A 17157-nucleotide genomic window follows, 5' to 3' on the forward strand; every position below is an offset into this window, starting at 1 on the left:
GGAGACGTGAATGCTCCCATCAGCCCGACAACACCCGACTCCACCTTGAGCGATGACCTCGCCCTTGCGCTTCGTCTTGCCGATGCCGCCGATACGGTCTCAGCATCGCGATTCCGGGCAAACGACCTGCATGTCTCGACCAAGCCGGATCGCACGTTCGTAACGGATGCCGACAAATCGGTCGAGCGCGCCATCCGCGCTCTGATCGCCGCGGAGCGGCCGGGCGACGGCATCTATGGCGAGGAATACGGCATCGAAGGCGACAGTGCCAGGCAGTGGATCATCGATCCGATCGACGGCACGGCGAATTACTTACGCGGTGTTCCCGTGTGGGGTTCGTTGATCGCTCTTGTCATCGACAAGGTTCCCGTTGTCGGAGTGGCAAGTGCCCCCGCCTTGAGCAAGCGCTGGTGGGCGGCGAAAGGCAGCGGCGCCTGGGCGCAGGAGGGGGCGGGCGAGCCGTACGGCATCCGCGTGTCTGGTGTCAGCGACCTGGCGGATGCCTCGATCAGCTTCCAGAGCGTGCAACAGTGGGACCAGGCCGGCTACCTCGACCGTCTGGTGGCTCTGACGCGGCAGGTGTGGCGCGACCGCGCCTACGGCGACCTCTGGTCGTACACAATGCTCGCAGAGGGACTGCTCGACGCCGTCGGCGAGTTCGGCGTGCAACCGTATGACGTTGCCGCGTTGATCCCGATCGTCGAAGAGGCCGGCGGGCGCTTCACTTCTGTCACCGGCGAGTCCGGCTTGTGGAGCGGTGCACCGCTGGCAACGAATGGCGCCCTGCACGACACGCTGCTCGAGGCGCTAAGTTGAAGGTGAGGATGTCATGACGGGGCGACTGATGCAAGCGGTGACCGTTCCCACACCGGGCGGCCCGGACGTACTCACGCTTACCCAGGTGGATGAACCGACGCCGCGGCCGGACGACGTGCTCATCGACGTCGCTGCGGCGGGAGTCAACGGGGCGGATATCGCGCAACGGCAAGGGTTCTATCCCTCGCCGGCAGGCGCCCCGACATGGCCGGGCCTTGAGGTGTCCGGAACGGTCGCCGGGCTCGGGGCAGAGGTGACCGGTTTCGCTGTCGGAGACAGGGTGTGCGCGCTGCTCGGCGGTGGCGGATATTCCGAGCGTGTCGCGGTCGACGCCCAGCTAGTGCTCCCGGCACCCGCCGGTATCGACCTCGTCGAGGCGGCCGGATTGCCCGAGGTCGCGGCCACTGTCTGGTCGAATGTCTTCATGGCCGCGCGCTTGACCGCCGGCGAAACCCTCTTGGTGCACGGCGGATCGAGCGGCATCGGCACCATGGCGATCCAGCTGGCGGTTGCCCTCGGGTCACCGGTGATCGCGACCGCCGGCACCGATGACAAGGTGGAGTTCTGCCGGTCGCTAGGTGCCGTGGGGGTCAACTACCGCACCGATGACTTCGTCGAACGGGTCAAGGACATCACGGGCGGCGCCGGCGTGGACGTCGTGCTCGACATGGTCGGCGGCGACTACATCGCGCGCGACATCAGGGCACTGGCGCTCGGTGGTCGCATCATGTCGATCGCGAATCGCAGCGGGGCAGACTCGACGATCTCGATCAACGCACTGATGGTGAAGCGCGGCCTGATCTGGGGCACGACGGTGCGTGCGCGGCCCTTCGCCGAGCGCGCGGAAATCATCGCTGAGGTTCGCGCCAACGTCTGGCCGCTGGTCGAGAGCGGGCGAGTACGGCCGATCGTCGACAGTGTCTTCCCGCTCGAACGCGCGGCCGACGCGCACCGCCGCATGGAGTCATCCGCTCACACCGGGAAAATACTCTTGACGATTTGACCGGGCGGTCAGTCAGTATTAGGAATACAATGAAGTCGACCCCCTTTTCGAAAGGGAGCCAGCTGTTGACCTGTTTACAAGGAGGCTGGTCTCAATGAAGAAATGGACACGGTGGGAAGACTGGGTGGCTGTTGCCGCTGGTTTGTACGCCGCTTTGGCAACGATCTGGACCGCATCGGCGGGCGCATCCGTCGCGCTCATGCTCGTGCTCGGTGTTCTGCTGATCATTTCCGGGCTGTGGAACCTCGCAGCGCCCGGCATGATGCGGATGGAGTGGGTGCAAGGCGTCATCGGGGTGCTGCTGTTCATCTCGCCGTGGGCGGGTGTCTACACGAGCTCGATGGGAGCCGCCTGGACGTCGTGGATCTGCGGCGGAGTCGCGATCGTCGTAGCACTGCTCGCGCTGCAGCCGACCATGCGGACGCACCACAAGGCGATTCCGCACTGATCAATCGAACCCCCGAGAACAGGAGCGCGCGGGGCGGTTCGACCGCCCTACGCGCCGCTGTTGAGCAGTGAGGAATCCTATGGATGACGCACTGGCAGCGCGCACGCGCATATTGGATGCCGCGGAGCACCTGTTCGCCATGCATGGTTTTGCCGCGACCGCGACGTCGGCGATCGCAAGGCTCGCGGCGGTTCCGAAAGGGCTGCTGTTCTACTACTTCCCCGCGAAATCGGACCTGTTGCGTACGCTCGTCTCCGAACGTCTGGATCTCGAACCGGTCGACACGGCACCACTGGTCGAAAAGGGGAACCCGGTGCGTTCGCTGCTGAACGTGACGAAGAAGCTGTACGAGTTGCAAAGCGCCTCCGACGTCGTGCGCATCATCATCCAGCGCGAGCAACACACGCACCCCGAAGTGCTCGCGCACCTGCTCGAACACCGCACGCATGTGCAGGCCGTGATCGAGCACGTGCTTCAAGCAAGCGTCGTGAGACCGCTCGCCGCTGCGCCCTTGCGCGCGGCAGCACAGGCCTGGGTGGCGATATTGACAGTGCGCCCGCTCGCACATCGGGGCAGCGAACCCAAGCACGAAGACGACGCGGACGACCTGCCCGCCTTGGCAGAACTGATCTGCGCCGGGCTGACCGTCGGCGCCGCGTAGCCGGGCGTGCTCATCGGCCTCGGCTGATTCGCTGCTGAGCGGATGCGCGGCGCGCGCGATACGCATTGACATTCATGCGGTTGCCGCAGTTTCCCACATCGCAATAGCGCTTCGATCGATTGCGTGAGAGGTCGACGAGCACGGCAGTGCAGTCGTCTGCAGCGCAGTCTCGTAACCGCTCGGTCTCATTGGCGCGGATCACATCGATGAGCGCCATTGCGGCCTCGACGCGCATCTGGCTGACCAGGGGCGCGCCGGTCGGCGTCGCATGAATATGCCAGTCCCAGCCCTCGTGCCTTGCCAGCTGCGGTAGGGCGCGTTCTTCGCGCAGAATCTCGTTCACCCGCTCGGCGGCGTGATCGCGGTCAAGGCCCCAGAATCCGCGAAGTTCCGTGCGCACTCGGCGGATCGCGCTGAGCTCCTCCGCGTTGTGATCCGTGCGCGCCGCATAGCCGAATCGCTCCGTCAGTTCGGTCAGTTGATCGAGAGTTGACAGCTCGTCCTCGCCGGAGCCGGACGCGCCGGGCTCCGTGTTGATCAGCGCCGCCATGAAGTTGAGCATCACGTTCGTGTCATAGGCGAAGAGCATATTGACTCCTGACAGGCTCCTAAACTAGTGTCACTACCGTACCTCATTTTACTCATGACATGACTGGAGCGGCCGGTGGCCATGACAACCGAGAATCGAGAAGTCGCCGAGCGCACACGCGCGTCGACTCTGATCCTCGCTCTCGCCTCGGCCGCGGCATTCGGCACCAGCGGCGCCTTCGTGAAACCACTGCTCGAGGCCGGTTGGTCCCCCGCAGCCGCGGTAGCCGTGCGTGCGGGCGGCGGCGGACTCGTGCTGCTGATCCCAGCACTGATCGCCCTCCACGGGCGGTACAGACTCCTGCTGGCGCGGTGGAAGTTGATTGTCGCCTACGGCATCATCGCCGTCGTCGGCACCCAGGTGCTCTATTTCGCAGCAATCGAGCGACTGCCGGTGGGCATCGCTCTTCTGATCGAGTACTCGGCCCCGATCCTGCTGGTGCTGCTGGCCTGGGCGCGCACCCGCATCCCGCCAACGGTTCTCGTGATCGCTGGCGCCGTCTTGAGCATCGTCGGCCTGCTGCTGGTGATCAATCCGTCCGGTGCCGGCGGTCTCGACGTGCTCGGTGTCGTCTTCGCACTCGGCGCCGCGGTCTGTGTCGCGGGCTATTTTCTATTGTCGGCCCTTCCCACTGACCCGCTTCCGCCGGTCGTCGTGGTGTGTTCTGGTTTGCTCGTCGGTGCGATCGCCCTGACCGTTGTGGGCAGCGCCCGCCTGCTTCCGTTCACCTTCGCGTTCACCCCTGTCACGCTGCTCGGCCACGCGGGCGTCTCGTGGCTGATCCCGATGGGGGTCGTCGTGATCGTTTCCACCGCGTTCGCGTACCTCGCGGGAATTCTTGCCGCCGGCAAGCTCGGCTCCAGGGTCGCATCGTTCGTCGGACTGCTCGAAGTCCTGTTCGCCATCCTGTTCGCCTGGTGGGTGCTCGGCGAGGTGCCGACCCTGCTGCAGGCCGCAGGCGGGGCGCTCATCGTCGGCGGAATCGTGCTCGTCAAAATGGAACGACCCGGCAAGCCTGCCAAACTGGACGCGGCCGAGTTGCCCGCGTGACATCGATCCGTCGGCGTCGCTTGGCCAGGGAGGAAACCGATCCGGATGCGCGCGGTGCTGTTTGAACGATTCGGGGAGCAGCCGTGCCTCGCGGACGTGTCTGCGCCACAGTGTGCGCCGGACGGTGCGATCATCCGGGTGCAGGCCACCGGGTTGTGCCGGAGCGATTGGCACGGCTGGATGGGTCACGACCCCGGCATCCGGCTCCCCCACGTTCCTGGACATGAACTCGCCGGATTCGTCGAAGAGGTCGGCAGTGCTGTCAGGAAGTGGGTGCCCGGCGACCGCGTGACAGTACCGTTCATCTGCGCCTGCGGACAGTGCGAGCAGTGCGCGGCCGGCAACAGCCAAGTGTGCGATAACCAAGAGCAGCCCGGATTCACGCACTGGGGTTCATTTGCCGAGCTCGTCTCGATCGCCCACGCCGACACCAATCTGATCGCTCTGCCGGAGACCCTGGATTTCGTGGCCGCAGCGGCTCTCGGCTGCCGGTTCGCCACCGCGTACCGCGCCGTCATGGCGCAGGGGCGCGTCGCGCCCGGCGAGTGGGTGGCCGTGCACGGCTGCGGCGGGGTCGGGCTGTCTGCGATCATGATTGCCATCGCAGCAGGTGCGCAGGTCGTGGCCATCGACGTGTCTCACGATGCGCTCGCACGCGCCGGGGAGCTTGGGGCGGTCACGGTGCAGGCTCGCGGCGAGACGGCATCCGTCGTTCGAGAGCTGACAGGCGGCGGGGCCCACCTTTCGCTCGACACGTACGGCAGCGCCGCCACGTGCGAAAGCTCGATCCGCAACCTGCGCAAACGTGGCCGCCACGTGCAGGTTGGGCTGCTGGCAGGCGCCGACGCGATCGTCGGCGTGCCGATGGCAGACGTGATCGCCAACGAGTGGGAGATCCGCGGCAGCCACGGGATGGCCGCACACGAGTACCCGGCGATGCTCGCCGCGATCGCCGACGGCCGCATCGACCCCGGGCGTCTGGTCGGTCGCACGATCACGCTCGAGCAAGCACCGCGGGCGTTGGCGACAATGGATGCCGCTTCGCACGCGGGCATGACCGTCATCGAGCTTGCGCCGTGACCGAGCTTGCCCTACGTCAGCGTCTCGCGCCGTCGCCGGTATTCTTCGTCGTCGATGTCGCCGCGCGCGTATCGCTCGTCGAGGATCTTGCGAGCCGGGCTCAGTTCCGGTCCAGCCGCTTGAGGGCCGCCTTGCAGCATCACGCTGCGATCGCCACGCGCAAATCGGATGATGAGCAGAACGATCAGCACCACGATTCCCGCGAGTAGCAGCATCCCGACAGCCATCAACGGCCACATACCGACCATGCCGCCGAATCCGTGCCTGATCATGCGCGTCATCCCTTTCGCAGCTGCGTAGCCGCCTTGTCGCCTTCGAACTGATCTTCAGTATCCGCCCCATCGATGTGAACGGGCCAACGCGAGCTATGAATGCGCAGTGAGTTGTGGCACACTCCGGAGCCGGCCCGACATAAACGGCAACACGGGAGCGGAATAGACGAGAGCGGCAGGGTGGTCCGGGTCGAGTGTCGCGCGAGCGGATCCGTACGTCCACATCCGGTTGTGCAAATAGACGGAGACGGTCAGATTGCCGCCCTCCGGGTACCGCCACGTTCCTGTGCCCCACTGCGCCGGCTGGCCGCGACCGTTGAACACGACCGTCGGTTTGGGATGCCAGGGCAGCCTCGGTCTGCGAAGCGTCAACTCGAAACGGTTCGACGCGACCGGTGTAGCAGGACTCACCGTCTCAGCTTACGTGCACGGTCTTCGCGGCGACTCCATCGGTCAGCGCCCCGATGCCGCATGCACCCTTCGCGCAGCGCCGAGTGCGTCCAAGTGGCTGCTACGCGGCCGGGCGCCGGCGCTCATCGCGACCATTCGGACGCACTCGCGTGACGGAGGCCGCGCGCACTCGCGATAAATCTAGACTGAGGAGCGTGCGCAAGCCCAACAGCACCGTGGTGATCCTCGTCGGAGCGGTGACGGATGCGATTCTCGCCGAGCTTGACACGCTGCCCAACGTTCGCGCGGCGTCAATCCGGGCGGATTCGTCCGTCTCGGAGCGCGAGTTCGTCAGCCGGGCCCACACCGCCTATTTGGTGCATGATCGCGATCCGCTGGAGGCAGTGCAGCACGCTTGGGTCGGGTTCTTCGACGAGACTGCGCCGTTCGGCACCATCGAAGTGGCAGTTCTTGAGACGCGCGCCACTCTCAGCAGCGAGGCCACCGCGCTGCCAGACTATTACCTCGTTCTCGATCCGGATGCTCTGTCCCCCACCTCAAAGCACTGGTGGTTCGGTGCGCTCGCGTCGGTCGCACCGAGTCGAGTGGTACCGTGCGCGGCATCCGCCGCCGGCGTCGGAGGCGCACTCAGCCGCCTGCCGCCGGGCCGCTGGTGGCCGGAACCACCGGACGAATGGCTGATGTCCCTGGACCGTTACGTTCCGGACGCCGGGTTGGCGACCTCAGTCACCTTCGTGCCCTCGGCTTCCTTGGAGCGCACGACGCACACGGCGCGGCACCGCGCGGCCGAAGCGTGACGACTTCCGTTCGGCAGGGAATACGAGCCTTTTGCAGTGGCTTGTAGCTTGAGCACCCTGGAAGGAATCCATGAGCTCGAGCACACGCACCGGAGTCGGGTTGCGGTCCGAACGGGGACCGCTGTTGACCGCCCTGATGCTTGCGACGGCATTGGTCGCGCTGGACTCGACGATCATCGCCACGGCCGTACCGTCTGTGGTGAAAGACCTCGGCGGTTTCAGCCAGTTTCCGTGGTTGTTCTCGATCTACCTGCTCGCCCAGGCCGTGACCGTGCCGCTGTACGGCCGGTTCGCCGACATCTTCGGCCGCAAGCCGGTGATGCTCTTCGGCATCGCGGTCTTCCTGCTCGGATCGGTGCTCAGCGGGCTGGCATGGAGCATGCCCGTGTTGATCCTGTTTCGAGCGATTCAAGGCATCGGTGCGGGCGCAGTTGCGCCGATGAGCATGACTATCGCGGGCGATGTGTACACCGTCGCGGAGCGCGCCAAGGTTCAGGGCTATCTGGCCGCCGTCTGGGGGCTCGCGTCTGTGATCGGTCCGGCGATCGGCGGCATATTCTCGGACTATCTGTCGTGGCGCTGGATTTTCTACGTGAACGTTCCGATCTGTCTCCTCGCGGGCTTCATGATCTGGCGCACTTTCCATGAGAGGGCGGCGAAGCAGGAACAGAAAATCGACTACCCAGGAGCCGTGCTGCTGACCGGCGGAACAACACTGCTGATCCTCGGGCTGCTCGAAGGCGGTGTGTCGTGGGCTTGGGGCTCCGTGTGGGGCGTCGGCATCTTCGTGCTGGCTGCCGCCCTGCTGGTGGCATTCGTCGTCGTCGAAACGCGAGTGAAGCATCCGATTCTGCCGCTCTGGGTCTTCAGCCGGCGCGTGCTGCTCACGAGCACCCTCGCATCGGCCGTCGTCGGCGCTATCGTGATCGGGCTGTCGTCGTATCTGCCGACGTTCGCGCAGGTGGTGCTCGGAACGAGCGCACTGGTTGCGGGTTTTGCCCTGGCGTTCCTCACCCTGGGTTGGCCAATCACCGCAGCCCTCGCGGGCCGGTTCTACCTGAGGATCGGTTTTCGCGCGACAGCGCTCATCGGCACGGCATTCGTGCTGGCCGGAAGCATCCTCATGCTGATGCTCGGCACCCGCTCGCAGGTCTGGGAGATCGCGCTGTTCTGCGCAATCATCGGGGCGGGGATGGGGCCTGTCGCGACACCGACGCTGATCGCGGCGCAGGCCAGCGTCGACTGGGACGTGCGCGGTGTCGTCACCGGCAACAACATGTTCGCCCGATCTGTCGGCAGCGCGGTCGGCGTGGCCGTGTTCGGTGCGATCGTGAATGCGAGCGCGGGCGGCGCGGCCGGAACACCTTCCGTCGTCGACCTGGTCGCGGGCACCCACCTGGTCTTTCTCGCGATCGTCGCCCTTGCGATCGGGATGCTCGTGGCCGTCTCGTTCATGCCGGGGCGCGCAGCGCTCGCCGGGCTCACGCAGCCGGCTGAGACTGAATCCGGGCAGAAAACCACAACAAGCGCCGAAGCGGTGCCGCTCGCCGATTAGCGGGGCTCGTCAACCTGGCGACGTCAGGACAGCGTGAGGCTTGCGGAGGCGAGGATCGCCAGCACAACGCCGAAGACCTGCACCGGCGCCATCGTCTCTTTCAATACGAGGCGCGCGATGACGATCGTAGTCACGGGATACAAGCTGACCAAGACGCCGACCACCGCAAGGCTTCCCGATTGCAGCGCAAAGATCAACAGGATGTTCGCTACCCCAAGCAACAGACCGCCGAGGCAAGCGATCGCGATGCCGCGCCAACGCACCGGTGTGGCCGGCTCATCGCTGCCGGCACTATCATCGAGCAGCGCTCCGAGCCAGCGTCCTGCGGCGGCCGAGGTCACCAGCACCTTCACGACTAACAGGAGCAGAAGGCCCACCACCAGCTCCGCAATACCCGGAATGAGCCGGGATTCGCGGGGTGCCCCGTTCAGTGCAACGATTGACAGTCCTAAGGCGATGCCTGCCACTAGTGTCAATGCTGCCGTCTTGGGCCGCAGTGGAGCCGCACGCTCAGAACGTTGAAGCGAGACCAGAACGCCGCTGACCACGACGAGAACGATCGATAGCCACACCCACCACGTCAAACGCTCTCCGATGACAACGGCAACTGCAACGGGCACGACGGCCTCGAGCATCGCAATCACTGGTGAAACCAGGCTCATCGGCCCGATGGCGATGGCCGCGTAGAACGCCAGAAATCCGACGAGCGCGAAACCTCCCGCCTGGCTCCCCGCGAGCACGGCGGCGGCCGACCAGGTTCCGCCCGTGGCAAGAAGACCAAGCAGAAGAACCACCAGCGCGACCAGGTACGTCGTCGTCGTGGTTGGCAACACACGGATGCGACGCGACGCTATGCCGCCGAAGAAGTCTGAAATGCCATAGATCACGGCAGAGGCCAACGCAATCCCGGCACTCACAATCATGTAACCACTGTACTGAAGTAACTGGTTACAAACCAGGTTATACTTGTGCCGTGCCCGCACAATCTGATCGCGCCGCGGTGCTGATCAACTTGCTGAACACCGTCGATATCGAAGCAGGCATCGATCTGCTCGACAGCGCCGAATCTTTTGCGCGGTGGTCTCGCTCACACGGGTTCCAGCCTGGGGACCGGGAGAGGACTCGGGAGGTTCGCGACGCCATCCGTGCCGCACTTCGCGGACAACGCGGCCCTTTACCGGCGATCGCCGTCGCCGTGCGTCTTGATCAGACGGGTCGGCCTCGGCTCGCGCCAGCCGACATCGCGCAGGCTGCGATGGCCGAAGCGGTCGAGCTTGTTGCGACAGGTGACTGGGATCGCGTCAAGCTGTGTCCTGCCGACGATTGCCTGGAAGCGTTCTACGACGCGTCCCGCAATCGCTCCCGCATCTGGTGCGACATGGCAGACTGCGGCAACTTGGCCAAAGTCCGCAAGTTCCGCAGCCGCAGCACCGAGAAGACCGATCAACCGTGAATGGAGCGATCTGTTTTCAGCCCGCCAAGCGCTGGCCGAACGCCAGGAGGCGCGACTGCATTTCCCAATACGGAGTCGCGCTCGGCAATTGTTTTCCGTCGCGCAGCGCGTTGAGAACACTCACAGCGGCGTCCACGGCTGCGCGGTAGGGCAAGGAGCCGGAACTCACCCGCCTAACTCCGAGTTCCCCCAGTTCGGCCACAGTCAGCGAAGGGTGCGCCAGCACGTTGACCGGCAATCCGACGCCGGCGGCGATGCTACCGATTTGCTCTGGATCCGCAACTCCAGGCACGAAAATACCGTCAGCCCCGGCCTCAGCATACGAATGTGCACGGCGCAGAACGGCGTCTACAGTAGCGTCTTCGCCGAACCAGAAATTGTCCACCCGCGCATTGACGAATACTTCAGGACAACGTCGTTTGACTGCGGCTATCTTGTCAGCGGCGCTCGCGGAGTCCACCAGGTGCCCGCTCGCACTGTCCTCGAGGTTGACTCCGGCCGCGCCCAGAGCGGCCAATTGCGCCACGTTTTCTGCCGCCTCCTCCGGATCGTCGGAGTAGCCGTCCTCGACGTCCGCCGTGATGATGACGGGCAGCTGGCGCAATTGCGCCACCAGCGCCACCGTTGCCGTCTTGCTGGAACGGCCGCCGTCGGGCATCCCGGCACCGGCCGCAATGCCGAAGCTCGTCGTGCCTACTGCGGGGAAGCCCGCCGCAACGAATGCCAGCGCGGAACCGACGTCCCAGGCATTGGGCAGCAGAAGCGGCGCCTCCTCGTAGTGGAGTTCCCTGAACGTGGTCATGTCATACTCCTTCTGTGCCAGCAGGCTGGATTCATCAGGCTGTCATCGTCATGACCGAATGGAATCCGGGCAGGAGTTCCGGGTGCGCCGGAACGAAGAGCGCGACCGCGATCAGAAGCACCCCGGTGAGTCGGCTGAAGGCTCGTCCATGCGTCCACATCTTCTCTACCAGGATGGCCGCGGCGATGGCCGCCATCCAGATCAGGTTCATCACGCCGACCGCAAGCAGCACGACCATGAGCCCCCAGCAGCAACCCACGCAGTACGCGCCGTGGTAGGCGCCGACCCGGAAGTCCCGCATCCGTCCCTTGTACGACGAGACGTGCAGCAGAAACGACATCGGTGAGCGGCAATGCCGAAGGCAGAAATCCTTCAGCGGTGTCAGCTGGTAAATGCCGGCCGCGACAAGCAGGCCCGCCCCGACCCAGGGGGCAACGCGCGGCGCGTCAGCGGTCAGCGTAGCCGCGAGCGACGCCACGGCGTACGCGATGATGCCGAACCCGAGCCACGTGACCAGGTAACCGGCGACGAGAGCCGCCGTTCTGCCCGCTCGCACCGCGGTGCTCCTCACGCTGCGGATCGTGTGGAGGTAGGTCGTGGTGAGCGGAGCCAGAGAGGGCAGCATCATCGCGGCCATCATCAATTCCCACGCAGCCAGGAAGCCGAGCAACCCGAGTCCCATGGTTCCCGGGGCAGGCGGCATCCCCGCTAGTCCGACGTAGGTCAGATACCAGGCGAGAGCAGCGCACGCGAGAAGGGCGAACAAGCTCGCGTTGCGACCATTGGTGCGGGATGCCGCCCGCGACACACTACGCCGACCAGGCAAATGGGGCTGAGAACGAGTTCTTCCCGGTGTTGTCCCACGTCATCCCGAAAGCGTCCACCCGACTCGCCGTGGCTGTACCGGCCGCGAGCGTATCGGCGGGGAACCCGATGCCACTCACTCGCACGCCGAGTCCGGTCGCGTCAAGGGCTGACACGAAGTCTTCGACGACCACGTCCACGGCGCTGCCGATCCTCACCTGATGCCGCCGACCATCGACCGCATACGCCATCTCCATCGAGTCCTGGCCGGCCATCTCGCCGATCAGCGGCGCCAGATTTGACATCGGACCGCCGCTTTGGCCGCCGAAAACGGCACCCAACGCATCCGCTTGCGCGTTCGTGGCGGCCGAATCGATCAGGAGGCCGATCTTCCAGTTGCCGTCGCTCATGAGTTGGGGAGTGTCCGCGAGGACGCAGACGGTGAGGCCGCCGACGTCTACGCCCTCAACGTCGCCCGTGTCTACGTGGAATACCAACGCCACCTGACATCGTTCATTGTCAGCCGGCGCGGTCAAACCCGAGGTCGAGCACGGGCAGATCATGTCGCAGTTGCAGTTCTCGAAATACGTACCTTCAACGTGCCACGTCATCTGATGTTCCTTCCGAAAAGGCCTCACCAAGATGAAGTTTCCTCGCCCGCAATACCCCTGTCAACGGCTATTTGCGACTCGAAAGAACCAACCGTTCGAGCGCGCGGCGCGGGCCCGCGTCACCGATGTGCAGCGCCGCTCCAGTTCGTACACCGCGGGTCAGGACACGTACGGAGAATCGAGGCAATCGCGCCTACGTCGGCAGGAGCGCGGAGACGATCGCCGGAAACTGTACGGAGATCGCTTGCCACAGGATTTCCTCGTCTGTGCCGTGGTAATCGTGTGCAACAAAGTTCCGAACGGAGCGGATGCCGCGCCAGTCAATCTCGGGGTAAGCCTGGCGGAAGGACTCCGGAAGCCGATCTGCAGCAGCCGACAAGTCGACAAGGAGTGACCGGGCGATGCGGCGCTGATCGTCGTCGTCCGGGTCGATGAAGCAGTCGTGGTCGCGACTGACGACGCGTCGCGCGGTGGCCGCAAAGCGCGCGATATCCGCAAGGACCGCGGGGGTGCGATCGAGATCCTCGGTCATAGAGGAACGGCTTCCGCGCGGATGCGGTCCATTGCTGGACCACGGCCCCGGTCGGAGACTACATCAACGCTGAGCCCGAGCATCTCTTCAACATCAACCATGAACCCGGCCAGGTCAAACACCGACGCATCCGAATCGGGGCGTACCAGCAGGTCGAGATCTGAGCCGACGCCGGCCTCGCCTCGAGCAACCGATCCGAAGACCCGGACGTCACTCAGTCGTCTGTCTGCCGCTGCTTGGATGATCCGCTCGCGTGTGGCCTGAAGTCGCTCGAGTGTCGGAATATTCAGTACGCCCTCCAGGCGCTTCAGCGTCGCGGCCGCGGGAACGCGCCGACCGCTCTCATAGGCGGCGATGTTCGGCTGCGGAACTCCGGCACGCAACGCAAGATCGCGCTGCGACAACCCCGCATCCCGCCGCCTCTGCCTGAGCACTTCGCTGATACGCGTCACAGCCATACGAGTATGATAGCGCGGCGATATCGGAGCCGGGCCTGGGGCTTCCCCTTCACGCCGAAACAGGAGCGTGCTCGCGCAGGATCACCAGCACGACCAAATGCACCAGCACCCCAGGCGCCCGGCAATTGCGCTGATCTCACAGGCAATCGTGGTGAGGGCGCTGTCACTCCGAGAAGGGGTCTGGGGCGAGAAGCCCCGGCACCTGCGCGGCGTCTGGCGGCATGACAGTGGCGAGGTAGGGGTGCCCGGCGATCTTTGCGAGGATGGATGTCAACTCGTCTTCGATGTAGACCCGCGGGGGCGTGGCTGTTTCGGTGTCTCCGGTTGCTTCGATGGCGAGGGTGGTCTGGGTGCTCGGGTTGCATAGGAGCACCGTGTTGTAGCCGGCGATATTGCCAGAATGGCCGATCCAGCCGTCCTTGCACATGAGCCCGTCGCCGTAGAACACGGTGCCACCGATACCACTCATCGTGGCGAAGGACGAGAGCCGTTGCACCTGCGCGGATGCCGGCAGCACCCCCTGACCGGTCGCAAGCGCGTGCCCCCACGTGAGCAGGTCACCCAGCCGGCTGATCATCGCACCGGCCGCCCCGGTCGCCGACGGTGTGAAGTCAGTGGCGTCGGTCCACGCGTTCGTCGGGGTCGCCCCGACGATCTCGTTCGTCATATGCGTGTACCCGGTCGTGTGCGGGCTCGGCATGATGTTGCCAGTCGGCAGCACCGTGGAGGTCAGGTGCAACGGCTTGAGGATCTGCTCTTTGACGACGTCCTCCCACGACTTCCCCGTCACGTATTCGATGACCTGACCGAGCAGGACGTAATTCGTGTTCGAATACTGCATGTTGGTGCCCGGCGGGAACGACGTCGGCATGCTGTACGCCTGGTCGAGCAACTCCTGCGGCGTCCACTGCCGCTCCGGCTGCGAGAGCACCTCGCTGGCAAACTGCGGGTCGGCGGAGTAGCTGCCCAGACCACTGGTCATCGTGACCAGCTCACGCAGCGTAATGTGGGAGCCGTTGGGGACGCCCGCCACATAGTCATCGACCGGGTCATCCAACGACAGCTTGCCCTGCTCTGCCAGCTGCAGGACCGCCGTCGCCACAAAGGTTTTGGTGACCGATCCGATCCGGTGATACATGCTCGTCGACGACGGTGTCTTCGTGGCGATATCCGCCAGACCGTACGCCTTCTCCCACGTTCCCTTCGGGCTGCGCACCCCGACAATCACCGACGGCGCCGACTCCTTCACCTTGGCGAACTCGGCCGTGACAGCCGCGTCATACCTGCCAACTACAGCCGCCGGCATCGGCTTGGTCGACTGCGTGTCCTTCTGCGTCGCCGCCTGCTTCGGGTCAGGCACGCACGCGGCGGCCGACCCCGCCACCGGTGTCACGCTCGAGGTCCGTGCCGGTGTCGGCGCCTCGGCCGAGGCACCCGCCGTGCATCCGCTGACCGCCAGCACCATCGCGGCCCCAAGCCCCAACACCACCCACCCACGTCCGCGCCGGTCAGCGGTGGCCGCCACGGCGCATCGCATCTTCCCAACGATGCGGCGCATCAATTCCTCCTCAGGATCTGCTTTGCCGGTCCTGCTCACGGCGGTCCACGCCGGACCGTACACACAGACCAGCATGCGCAGCGACGCATCCCGCTGATACCCCAAGCTACTCCGACTCCGCGACTAGCCTTTAGCCGGCGGTTCTCACAAGTCTCTTGTGGTGGAGCTACTGGGACGCCATTCGAATCAACCATGGCCAAGGCGCAGACTGACGCGCTGGCGGCCCTTGGGCTGAAGCCCGATCATGTCGAAGTTTGGGAGGACGGTTACCGCGCGGTCGACGCGGCAGATAGCACCTTCGAGTGGTGGTACTTCGACGTCCAGTTGGACGACGGCTCCACACTGGTCGTGACCTTCTCGAACAAACCGCACACCGACCCGTCGGGCCCGCTGATACCGACGCTCCTCGTCATCCGCCAGCTGCCTGACGGCACCCGCAGGCACCTTGCGCCAACCTTCTCCGCCGAGGAGTTCAGCGCCGCGACCGATCGTTGCGACGTGCGCTTGGGTGCGAGTACTGTGACGGGCGACCTCGACACCTACGAGCTCCACATCGAGGCAGACGGCATCACCGCGAACCTGACGATCACCCGCGCTGCACCGTCGTGGCGCCCGGGCGCAGGGGTCTCATACTTCGACTCCGCGAAGCGCCACTACCTCGCCTGGGTCGTGCCGGTGCCATACGGGCAGGTGACCGCAACGATCGCAGAACACGGCGAGACGAAGACTCTCACAGGCACGGCCTACCACGACCACAACTGGGGCAACCACCTCATGGGATCCTTCCTCGATCACTGGTTCTGGGGTCGAGCACACGTCGGCGACTACTCGATCGTCTACGTTCGGATGACGACGAAGGGGTTCATGGGCTTCGGCCAGATCAACATACCGACGTTCTACCTCGCAAAAGGCGACGACCTCATCACCGACGACATGCTGCCGCTGCGGCTTGTGACCAGCGATGAGGTCCCCGGGCCGGGTGAGCAGACCTATCCGACCCGCATGGAATGGACTTGGGAGGGTGATCGTGGCCGCATCACGATGACCGCCACGAACCCTGCTCTCATTGAGTCGCTTGACATGTCCACGCCACGGCATGGCATGTCGAGTCTGCTGCACATGGGTGAGCACCCGATGTACTACGACTTCAACGCGGACCTCGTCCTGGACATCGAACTCGACGGCCTCACCGATCATGTAACGGGGCGAACGCTGTACGAGAAGATGATATTCAGCTAGCCGCATCGACGTTCCGCACCGACAAATTCCGGGAGCGCGCCCGCGCAGGATCAGCACCAACGCACCGGCCAATGCGGCGAGCAGCAGGACCAACAGCATCAGGACTCAGGATCCGCCGCGCACACCCCCCACTGCAGGGTCACCCCACGCCGCGCAACCCTCGCTACGATGTCGGGATGGACAAGGTGCGTCGGCGCGCGGAGCGGGTCGAGGTCGCTCGCAGCCGCTAACGCATCCCTTAACGAACAGGGCCCACAGATTCTCAACAACGCGTGATAGCGACCGTTGGTGGAGATGGGGGGAATTGAACCCCCGTCCACTGCTGTGGTCATATGTCTTCTACGGGTGTAGCCAGTACAAGCGTTCTACTCGGCTCCGGAATTTGCCACTGGCACCTAATCCGACAAGCCCAGCCTCGGTTTGAGTCCCTCTATGCCCCAAGACAGAACATAAAAGCAATCTCTCTAGCTGACGCCAGGGTCCGGGTAGAGAGCATTCCCGGCCTGACGGTCTCTTTAGTCGCTAAAGCAGTGACTACGCCGCGAGGGCGAAGTCCGCCTGAGCGGAGACAGTGCGGTTTGAATTGGCACTTATTTTTTTCCAGAGATCGTTTACGAGATAACCCTGGATCCTCGACCCGCTTCTCACATTCGCTCAGGCAATGTCGAAACCGATCATCCCCATGAGCACTCGTGCGCGTTCGCACACAAGTGGGTCGCTATCACGCGCTGTTGAGTTGTCATACTGCGATACTCGTCGCGACCTGGATCAACGGCAAGCACATCAGACTACAACACTTTGGTCCGCGAATCTATGCCAGGGCACCGCCCTCCCACAGCCAACGATGAAACGAGCGCACGCGCCGGTGATCGAGTAGTCAGCGTCGGTCAACCACGGTGGGTGGTCGATCCACGGATTTTCGGTTCAGAATTCAGGCTGGAGTGGCACCCCAACACGTCGGGAGCGGCGTGTCGGCCGATCCAACCTGAATCATGCACCGGCCCACCCGGCTGGCACC

At 64.6% G+C, this 17157-nt stretch carries 20 protein-coding genes and 1 other RNA gene; 10 read left to right on the top strand and 11 right to left on the bottom strand.

Annotated elements, in window-relative coordinates:
* The first annotated feature begins 6 nt into the window (after positions 1 to 6).
* From QU604_RS14020 to QU604_RS14035, 4 genes are all read left to right on the top strand, one after another.
* Positions 7 to 816, top strand: coding sequence for an inositol monophosphatase family protein (locus QU604_RS14020; protein WP_308465241.1), 810 nt, complete (start codon positions 7 to 9; stop codon positions 814 to 816).
* A 28-nt stretch (positions 817 to 844) separates the two neighbouring features.
* Positions 845 to 1819 carry an NAD(P)H-quinone oxidoreductase gene (locus QU604_RS14025; RefSeq protein WP_308468926.1) on the top strand — a complete coding sequence of 325 codons (975 nt, stop codon included), beginning with the start codon at positions 845 to 847 and terminating at the stop codon, positions 1817 to 1819.
* A 94-nt stretch (positions 1820 to 1913) separates the two neighbouring features.
* Positions 1914 to 2267 (top strand): SPW repeat protein, encoded by a 354-nt coding sequence (locus tag QU604_RS14030; protein ID WP_308465242.1) that lies wholly within the window; start codon positions 1914 to 1916, stop codon positions 2265 to 2267.
* Between the two features lie 79 nt (positions 2268 to 2346).
* A complete protein-coding gene (locus tag QU604_RS14035; RefSeq protein ID WP_308465243.1) occupies positions 2347 to 2928 on the top strand; it encodes a TetR/AcrR family transcriptional regulator in 582 nt (193 codons plus the stop codon).
* A gap of 10 nt (positions 2929 to 2938) precedes the next feature.
* Here QU604_RS14035 and QU604_RS14040 read toward each other — a convergent pair whose 3' ends face one another.
* The gene (locus QU604_RS14040; RefSeq protein WP_308465244.1) at positions 2939 to 3517 is read right to left on the bottom strand and encodes a CGNR zinc finger domain-containing protein; all 579 of its coding nucleotides are present in this window, start codon (positions 3515 to 3517) and stop codon (positions 2939 to 2941) included.
* Between the two features lie 81 nt (positions 3518 to 3598).
* Between QU604_RS14040 and QU604_RS14045 the strand changes: the two genes are divergently transcribed.
* The gene (locus tag QU604_RS14045) at positions 3599 to 4567 is read left to right on the top strand and encodes an EamA family transporter (protein WP_308468927.1); all 969 of its coding nucleotides are present in this window, start codon (positions 3599 to 3601) and stop codon (positions 4565 to 4567) included.
* Between the two features lie 45 nt (positions 4568 to 4612).
* Positions 4613 to 5647: a zinc-dependent alcohol dehydrogenase family protein gene (locus QU604_RS14050; protein WP_308465245.1), complete on the top strand. Its 1035-nt coding sequence runs from the start codon at positions 4613 to 4615 to the stop codon at positions 5645 to 5647.
* A gap of 11 nt (positions 5648 to 5658) precedes the next feature.
* Here QU604_RS14050 and QU604_RS14055 read toward each other — a convergent pair whose 3' ends face one another.
* Together QU604_RS14055 and QU604_RS14060 are read right to left on the bottom strand one after the other, a co-directional pair.
* On the bottom strand, positions 5659 to 5919 hold the full coding sequence (locus tag QU604_RS14055; protein WP_308465247.1) for an SHOCT domain-containing protein: 261 nt from the start codon (positions 5917 to 5919) through the stop codon (positions 5659 to 5661).
* 93 nt (positions 5920 to 6012) lie between these two features.
* Positions 6013 to 6330 (bottom strand): hypothetical protein, encoded by a 318-nt coding sequence (locus tag QU604_RS14060; protein ID WP_308465248.1) that lies wholly within the window; start codon positions 6328 to 6330, stop codon positions 6013 to 6015.
* A 194-nt stretch (positions 6331 to 6524) separates the two neighbouring features.
* Here QU604_RS14060 and QU604_RS14065 point away from each other — a divergent pair, with 194 nt between their 5' ends.
* Complete coding sequence (locus tag QU604_RS14065; protein WP_308465250.1) at positions 6525 to 7127, top strand: hypothetical protein; 603 nt, start codon at positions 6525 to 6527, stop codon at positions 7125 to 7127.
* A 70-nt stretch (positions 7128 to 7197) separates the two neighbouring features.
* Positions 7198 to 8682: an MDR family MFS transporter gene (locus QU604_RS14070; protein ID WP_308465251.1), complete on the top strand. Its 1485-nt coding sequence runs from the start codon at positions 7198 to 7200 to the stop codon at positions 8680 to 8682.
* Between the two features lie 23 nt (positions 8683 to 8705).
* Here the strand turns inward: QU604_RS14070 and QU604_RS14075 are convergent, their stop codons facing one another.
* Positions 8706 to 9605 carry an EamA family transporter gene (locus QU604_RS14075; protein ID WP_308465252.1) on the bottom strand — a complete coding sequence of 300 codons (900 nt, stop codon included), beginning with the start codon at positions 9603 to 9605 and terminating at the stop codon, positions 8706 to 8708.
* Positions 9606 to 9655: 50 nt separating this feature from the next.
* On the opposite strand from QU604_RS14075, the gene QU604_RS14080 reads away from it, so the two are divergent.
* Positions 9656 to 10135 carry a CGNR zinc finger domain-containing protein gene (locus tag QU604_RS14080; protein WP_308465253.1) on the top strand — a complete coding sequence of 160 codons (480 nt, stop codon included), beginning with the start codon at positions 9656 to 9658 and terminating at the stop codon, positions 10133 to 10135.
* 16 nt (positions 10136 to 10151) lie between these two features.
* Here the strand turns inward: QU604_RS14080 and QU604_RS14085 are convergent, their stop codons facing one another.
* The 6 genes from QU604_RS14085 to QU604_RS14110 all read right to left on the bottom strand — a co-directional run bounded on the left by QU604_RS14085 (position 10152) and on the right by QU604_RS14110 (position 14900).
* Positions 10152 to 10937: an isocitrate lyase/PEP mutase family protein gene (locus QU604_RS14085; protein WP_308465254.1), complete on the bottom strand. Its 786-nt coding sequence runs from the start codon at positions 10935 to 10937 to the stop codon at positions 10152 to 10154.
* 34 nt (positions 10938 to 10971) lie between these two features.
* Positions 10972 to 11703, bottom strand: a complete 732-nt coding sequence (locus QU604_RS14090) for a DUF2182 domain-containing protein (protein WP_308465255.1) — start codon at positions 11701 to 11703, stop codon at positions 10972 to 10974.
* A gap of 43 nt (positions 11704 to 11746) precedes the next feature.
* Entirely contained in the window at positions 11747 to 12352 is a 606-nt protein-coding gene (locus QU604_RS14095; protein WP_308465256.1) for a DUF1326 domain-containing protein, read from the bottom strand.
* Positions 12353 to 12545: 193 nt separating this feature from the next.
* Positions 12546 to 12884 (bottom strand): HepT-like ribonuclease domain-containing protein, encoded by a 339-nt coding sequence (locus QU604_RS14100; RefSeq protein WP_308465257.1) that lies wholly within the window; start codon positions 12882 to 12884, stop codon positions 12546 to 12548.
* Positions 12881 to 13342 (bottom strand): helix-turn-helix domain-containing protein, encoded by a 462-nt coding sequence (locus QU604_RS14105; protein WP_308465258.1) that lies wholly within the window; start codon positions 13340 to 13342, stop codon positions 12881 to 12883. The genes QU604_RS14100 and QU604_RS14105 overlap by 4 nt, the downstream gene beginning before the upstream one ends.
* Positions 13343 to 13505: 163 nt before the next feature.
* Positions 13506 to 14900, bottom strand: a complete 1395-nt coding sequence (locus QU604_RS14110; RefSeq protein WP_308465259.1) for a serine hydrolase domain-containing protein — start codon at positions 14898 to 14900, stop codon at positions 13506 to 13508.
* 192 nt (positions 14901 to 15092) lie between these two features.
* On the opposite strand from QU604_RS14110, the gene QU604_RS14115 reads away from it, so the two are divergent.
* Positions 15093 to 16139 carry a lipocalin-like domain-containing protein gene (locus QU604_RS14115; RefSeq protein ID WP_308465260.1) on the top strand — a complete coding sequence of 349 codons (1047 nt, stop codon included), beginning with the start codon at positions 15093 to 15095 and terminating at the stop codon, positions 16137 to 16139.
* A gap of 286 nt (positions 16140 to 16425) precedes the next feature.
* Here the strand turns inward: QU604_RS14115 and ssrA are convergent.
* Positions 16426 to 16821, bottom strand: a transfer-messenger RNA (tmRNA) gene (ssrA, locus tag QU604_RS14120).
* Positions 16822 to 17157 lie beyond the last annotated feature (336 nt).

The organism is Rathayibacter sp. SW19 (assembly GCF_030866825.1).
Classification (GTDB): Bacteria; Actinomycetota; Actinomycetes; order Actinomycetales; family Microbacteriaceae; genus Rathayibacter_A; species Rathayibacter_A soli.

Bases quoted from the DNA above. Each gene is read 5' to 3' on its own strand.
- QU604_RS14085 (WP_308465254.1), bottom strand. From the start codon at position 10,937: ATGACCACGTTCAGGGAACTCCACTACGAGGAGGCGCCGCTTCTGCTG.
- QU604_RS14115 (WP_308465260.1), top strand. From the start codon at position 15,093: ATGGCCAAGGCGCAGACTGACGCGCTGGCGGCCCTTGGGCTGAAGCCC.
- QU604_RS14095 (WP_308465256.1), bottom strand. From the start codon at position 12,352: ATGACGTGGCACGTTGAAGGTACGTATTTCGAGAACTGCAACTGCGAC.
- QU604_RS14040 (WP_308465244.1), bottom strand. From the start codon at position 3,517: ATGCTCTTCGCCTATGACACGAACGTGATGCTCAACTTCATGGCGGCG.
- QU604_RS14105 (WP_308465258.1), bottom strand. From the start codon at position 13,342: ATGGCTGTGACGCGTATCAGCGAAGTGCTCAGGCAGAGGCGGCGGGAT.
- QU604_RS14025 (WP_308468926.1), top strand. From the start codon at position 845: ATGCAAGCGGTGACCGTTCCCACACCGGGCGGCCCGGACGTACTCACG.
- QU604_RS14035 (WP_308465243.1), top strand. From the start codon at position 2,347: ATGGATGACGCACTGGCAGCGCGCACGCGCATATTGGATGCCGCGGAG.
- QU604_RS14070 (WP_308465251.1), top strand. From the start codon at position 7,198: ATGAGCTCGAGCACACGCACCGGAGTCGGGTTGCGGTCCGAACGGGGA.
- QU604_RS14055 (WP_308465247.1), bottom strand. From the start codon at position 5,919: ATGATCAGGCACGGATTCGGCGGCATGGTCGGTATGTGGCCGTTGATG.
- QU604_RS14045 (WP_308468927.1), top strand. From the start codon at position 3,599: ATGACAACCGAGAATCGAGAAGTCGCCGAGCGCACACGCGCGTCGACT.
- QU604_RS14110 (WP_308465259.1), bottom strand. From the start codon at position 14,900: ATGCGCCGCATCGTTGGGAAGATGCGATGCGCCGTGGCGGCCACCGCT.
- QU604_RS14075 (WP_308465252.1), bottom strand. From the start codon at position 9,605: ATGATTGTGAGTGCCGGGATTGCGTTGGCCTCTGCCGTGATCTATGGC.
- QU604_RS14030 (WP_308465242.1), top strand. From the start codon at position 1,914: ATGAAGAAATGGACACGGTGGGAAGACTGGGTGGCTGTTGCCGCTGGT.
- QU604_RS14100 (WP_308465257.1), bottom strand. From the start codon at position 12,884: ATGACCGAGGATCTCGATCGCACCCCCGCGGTCCTTGCGGATATCGCG.
- QU604_RS14050 (WP_308465245.1), top strand. From the start codon at position 4,613: ATGCGCGCGGTGCTGTTTGAACGATTCGGGGAGCAGCCGTGCCTCGCG.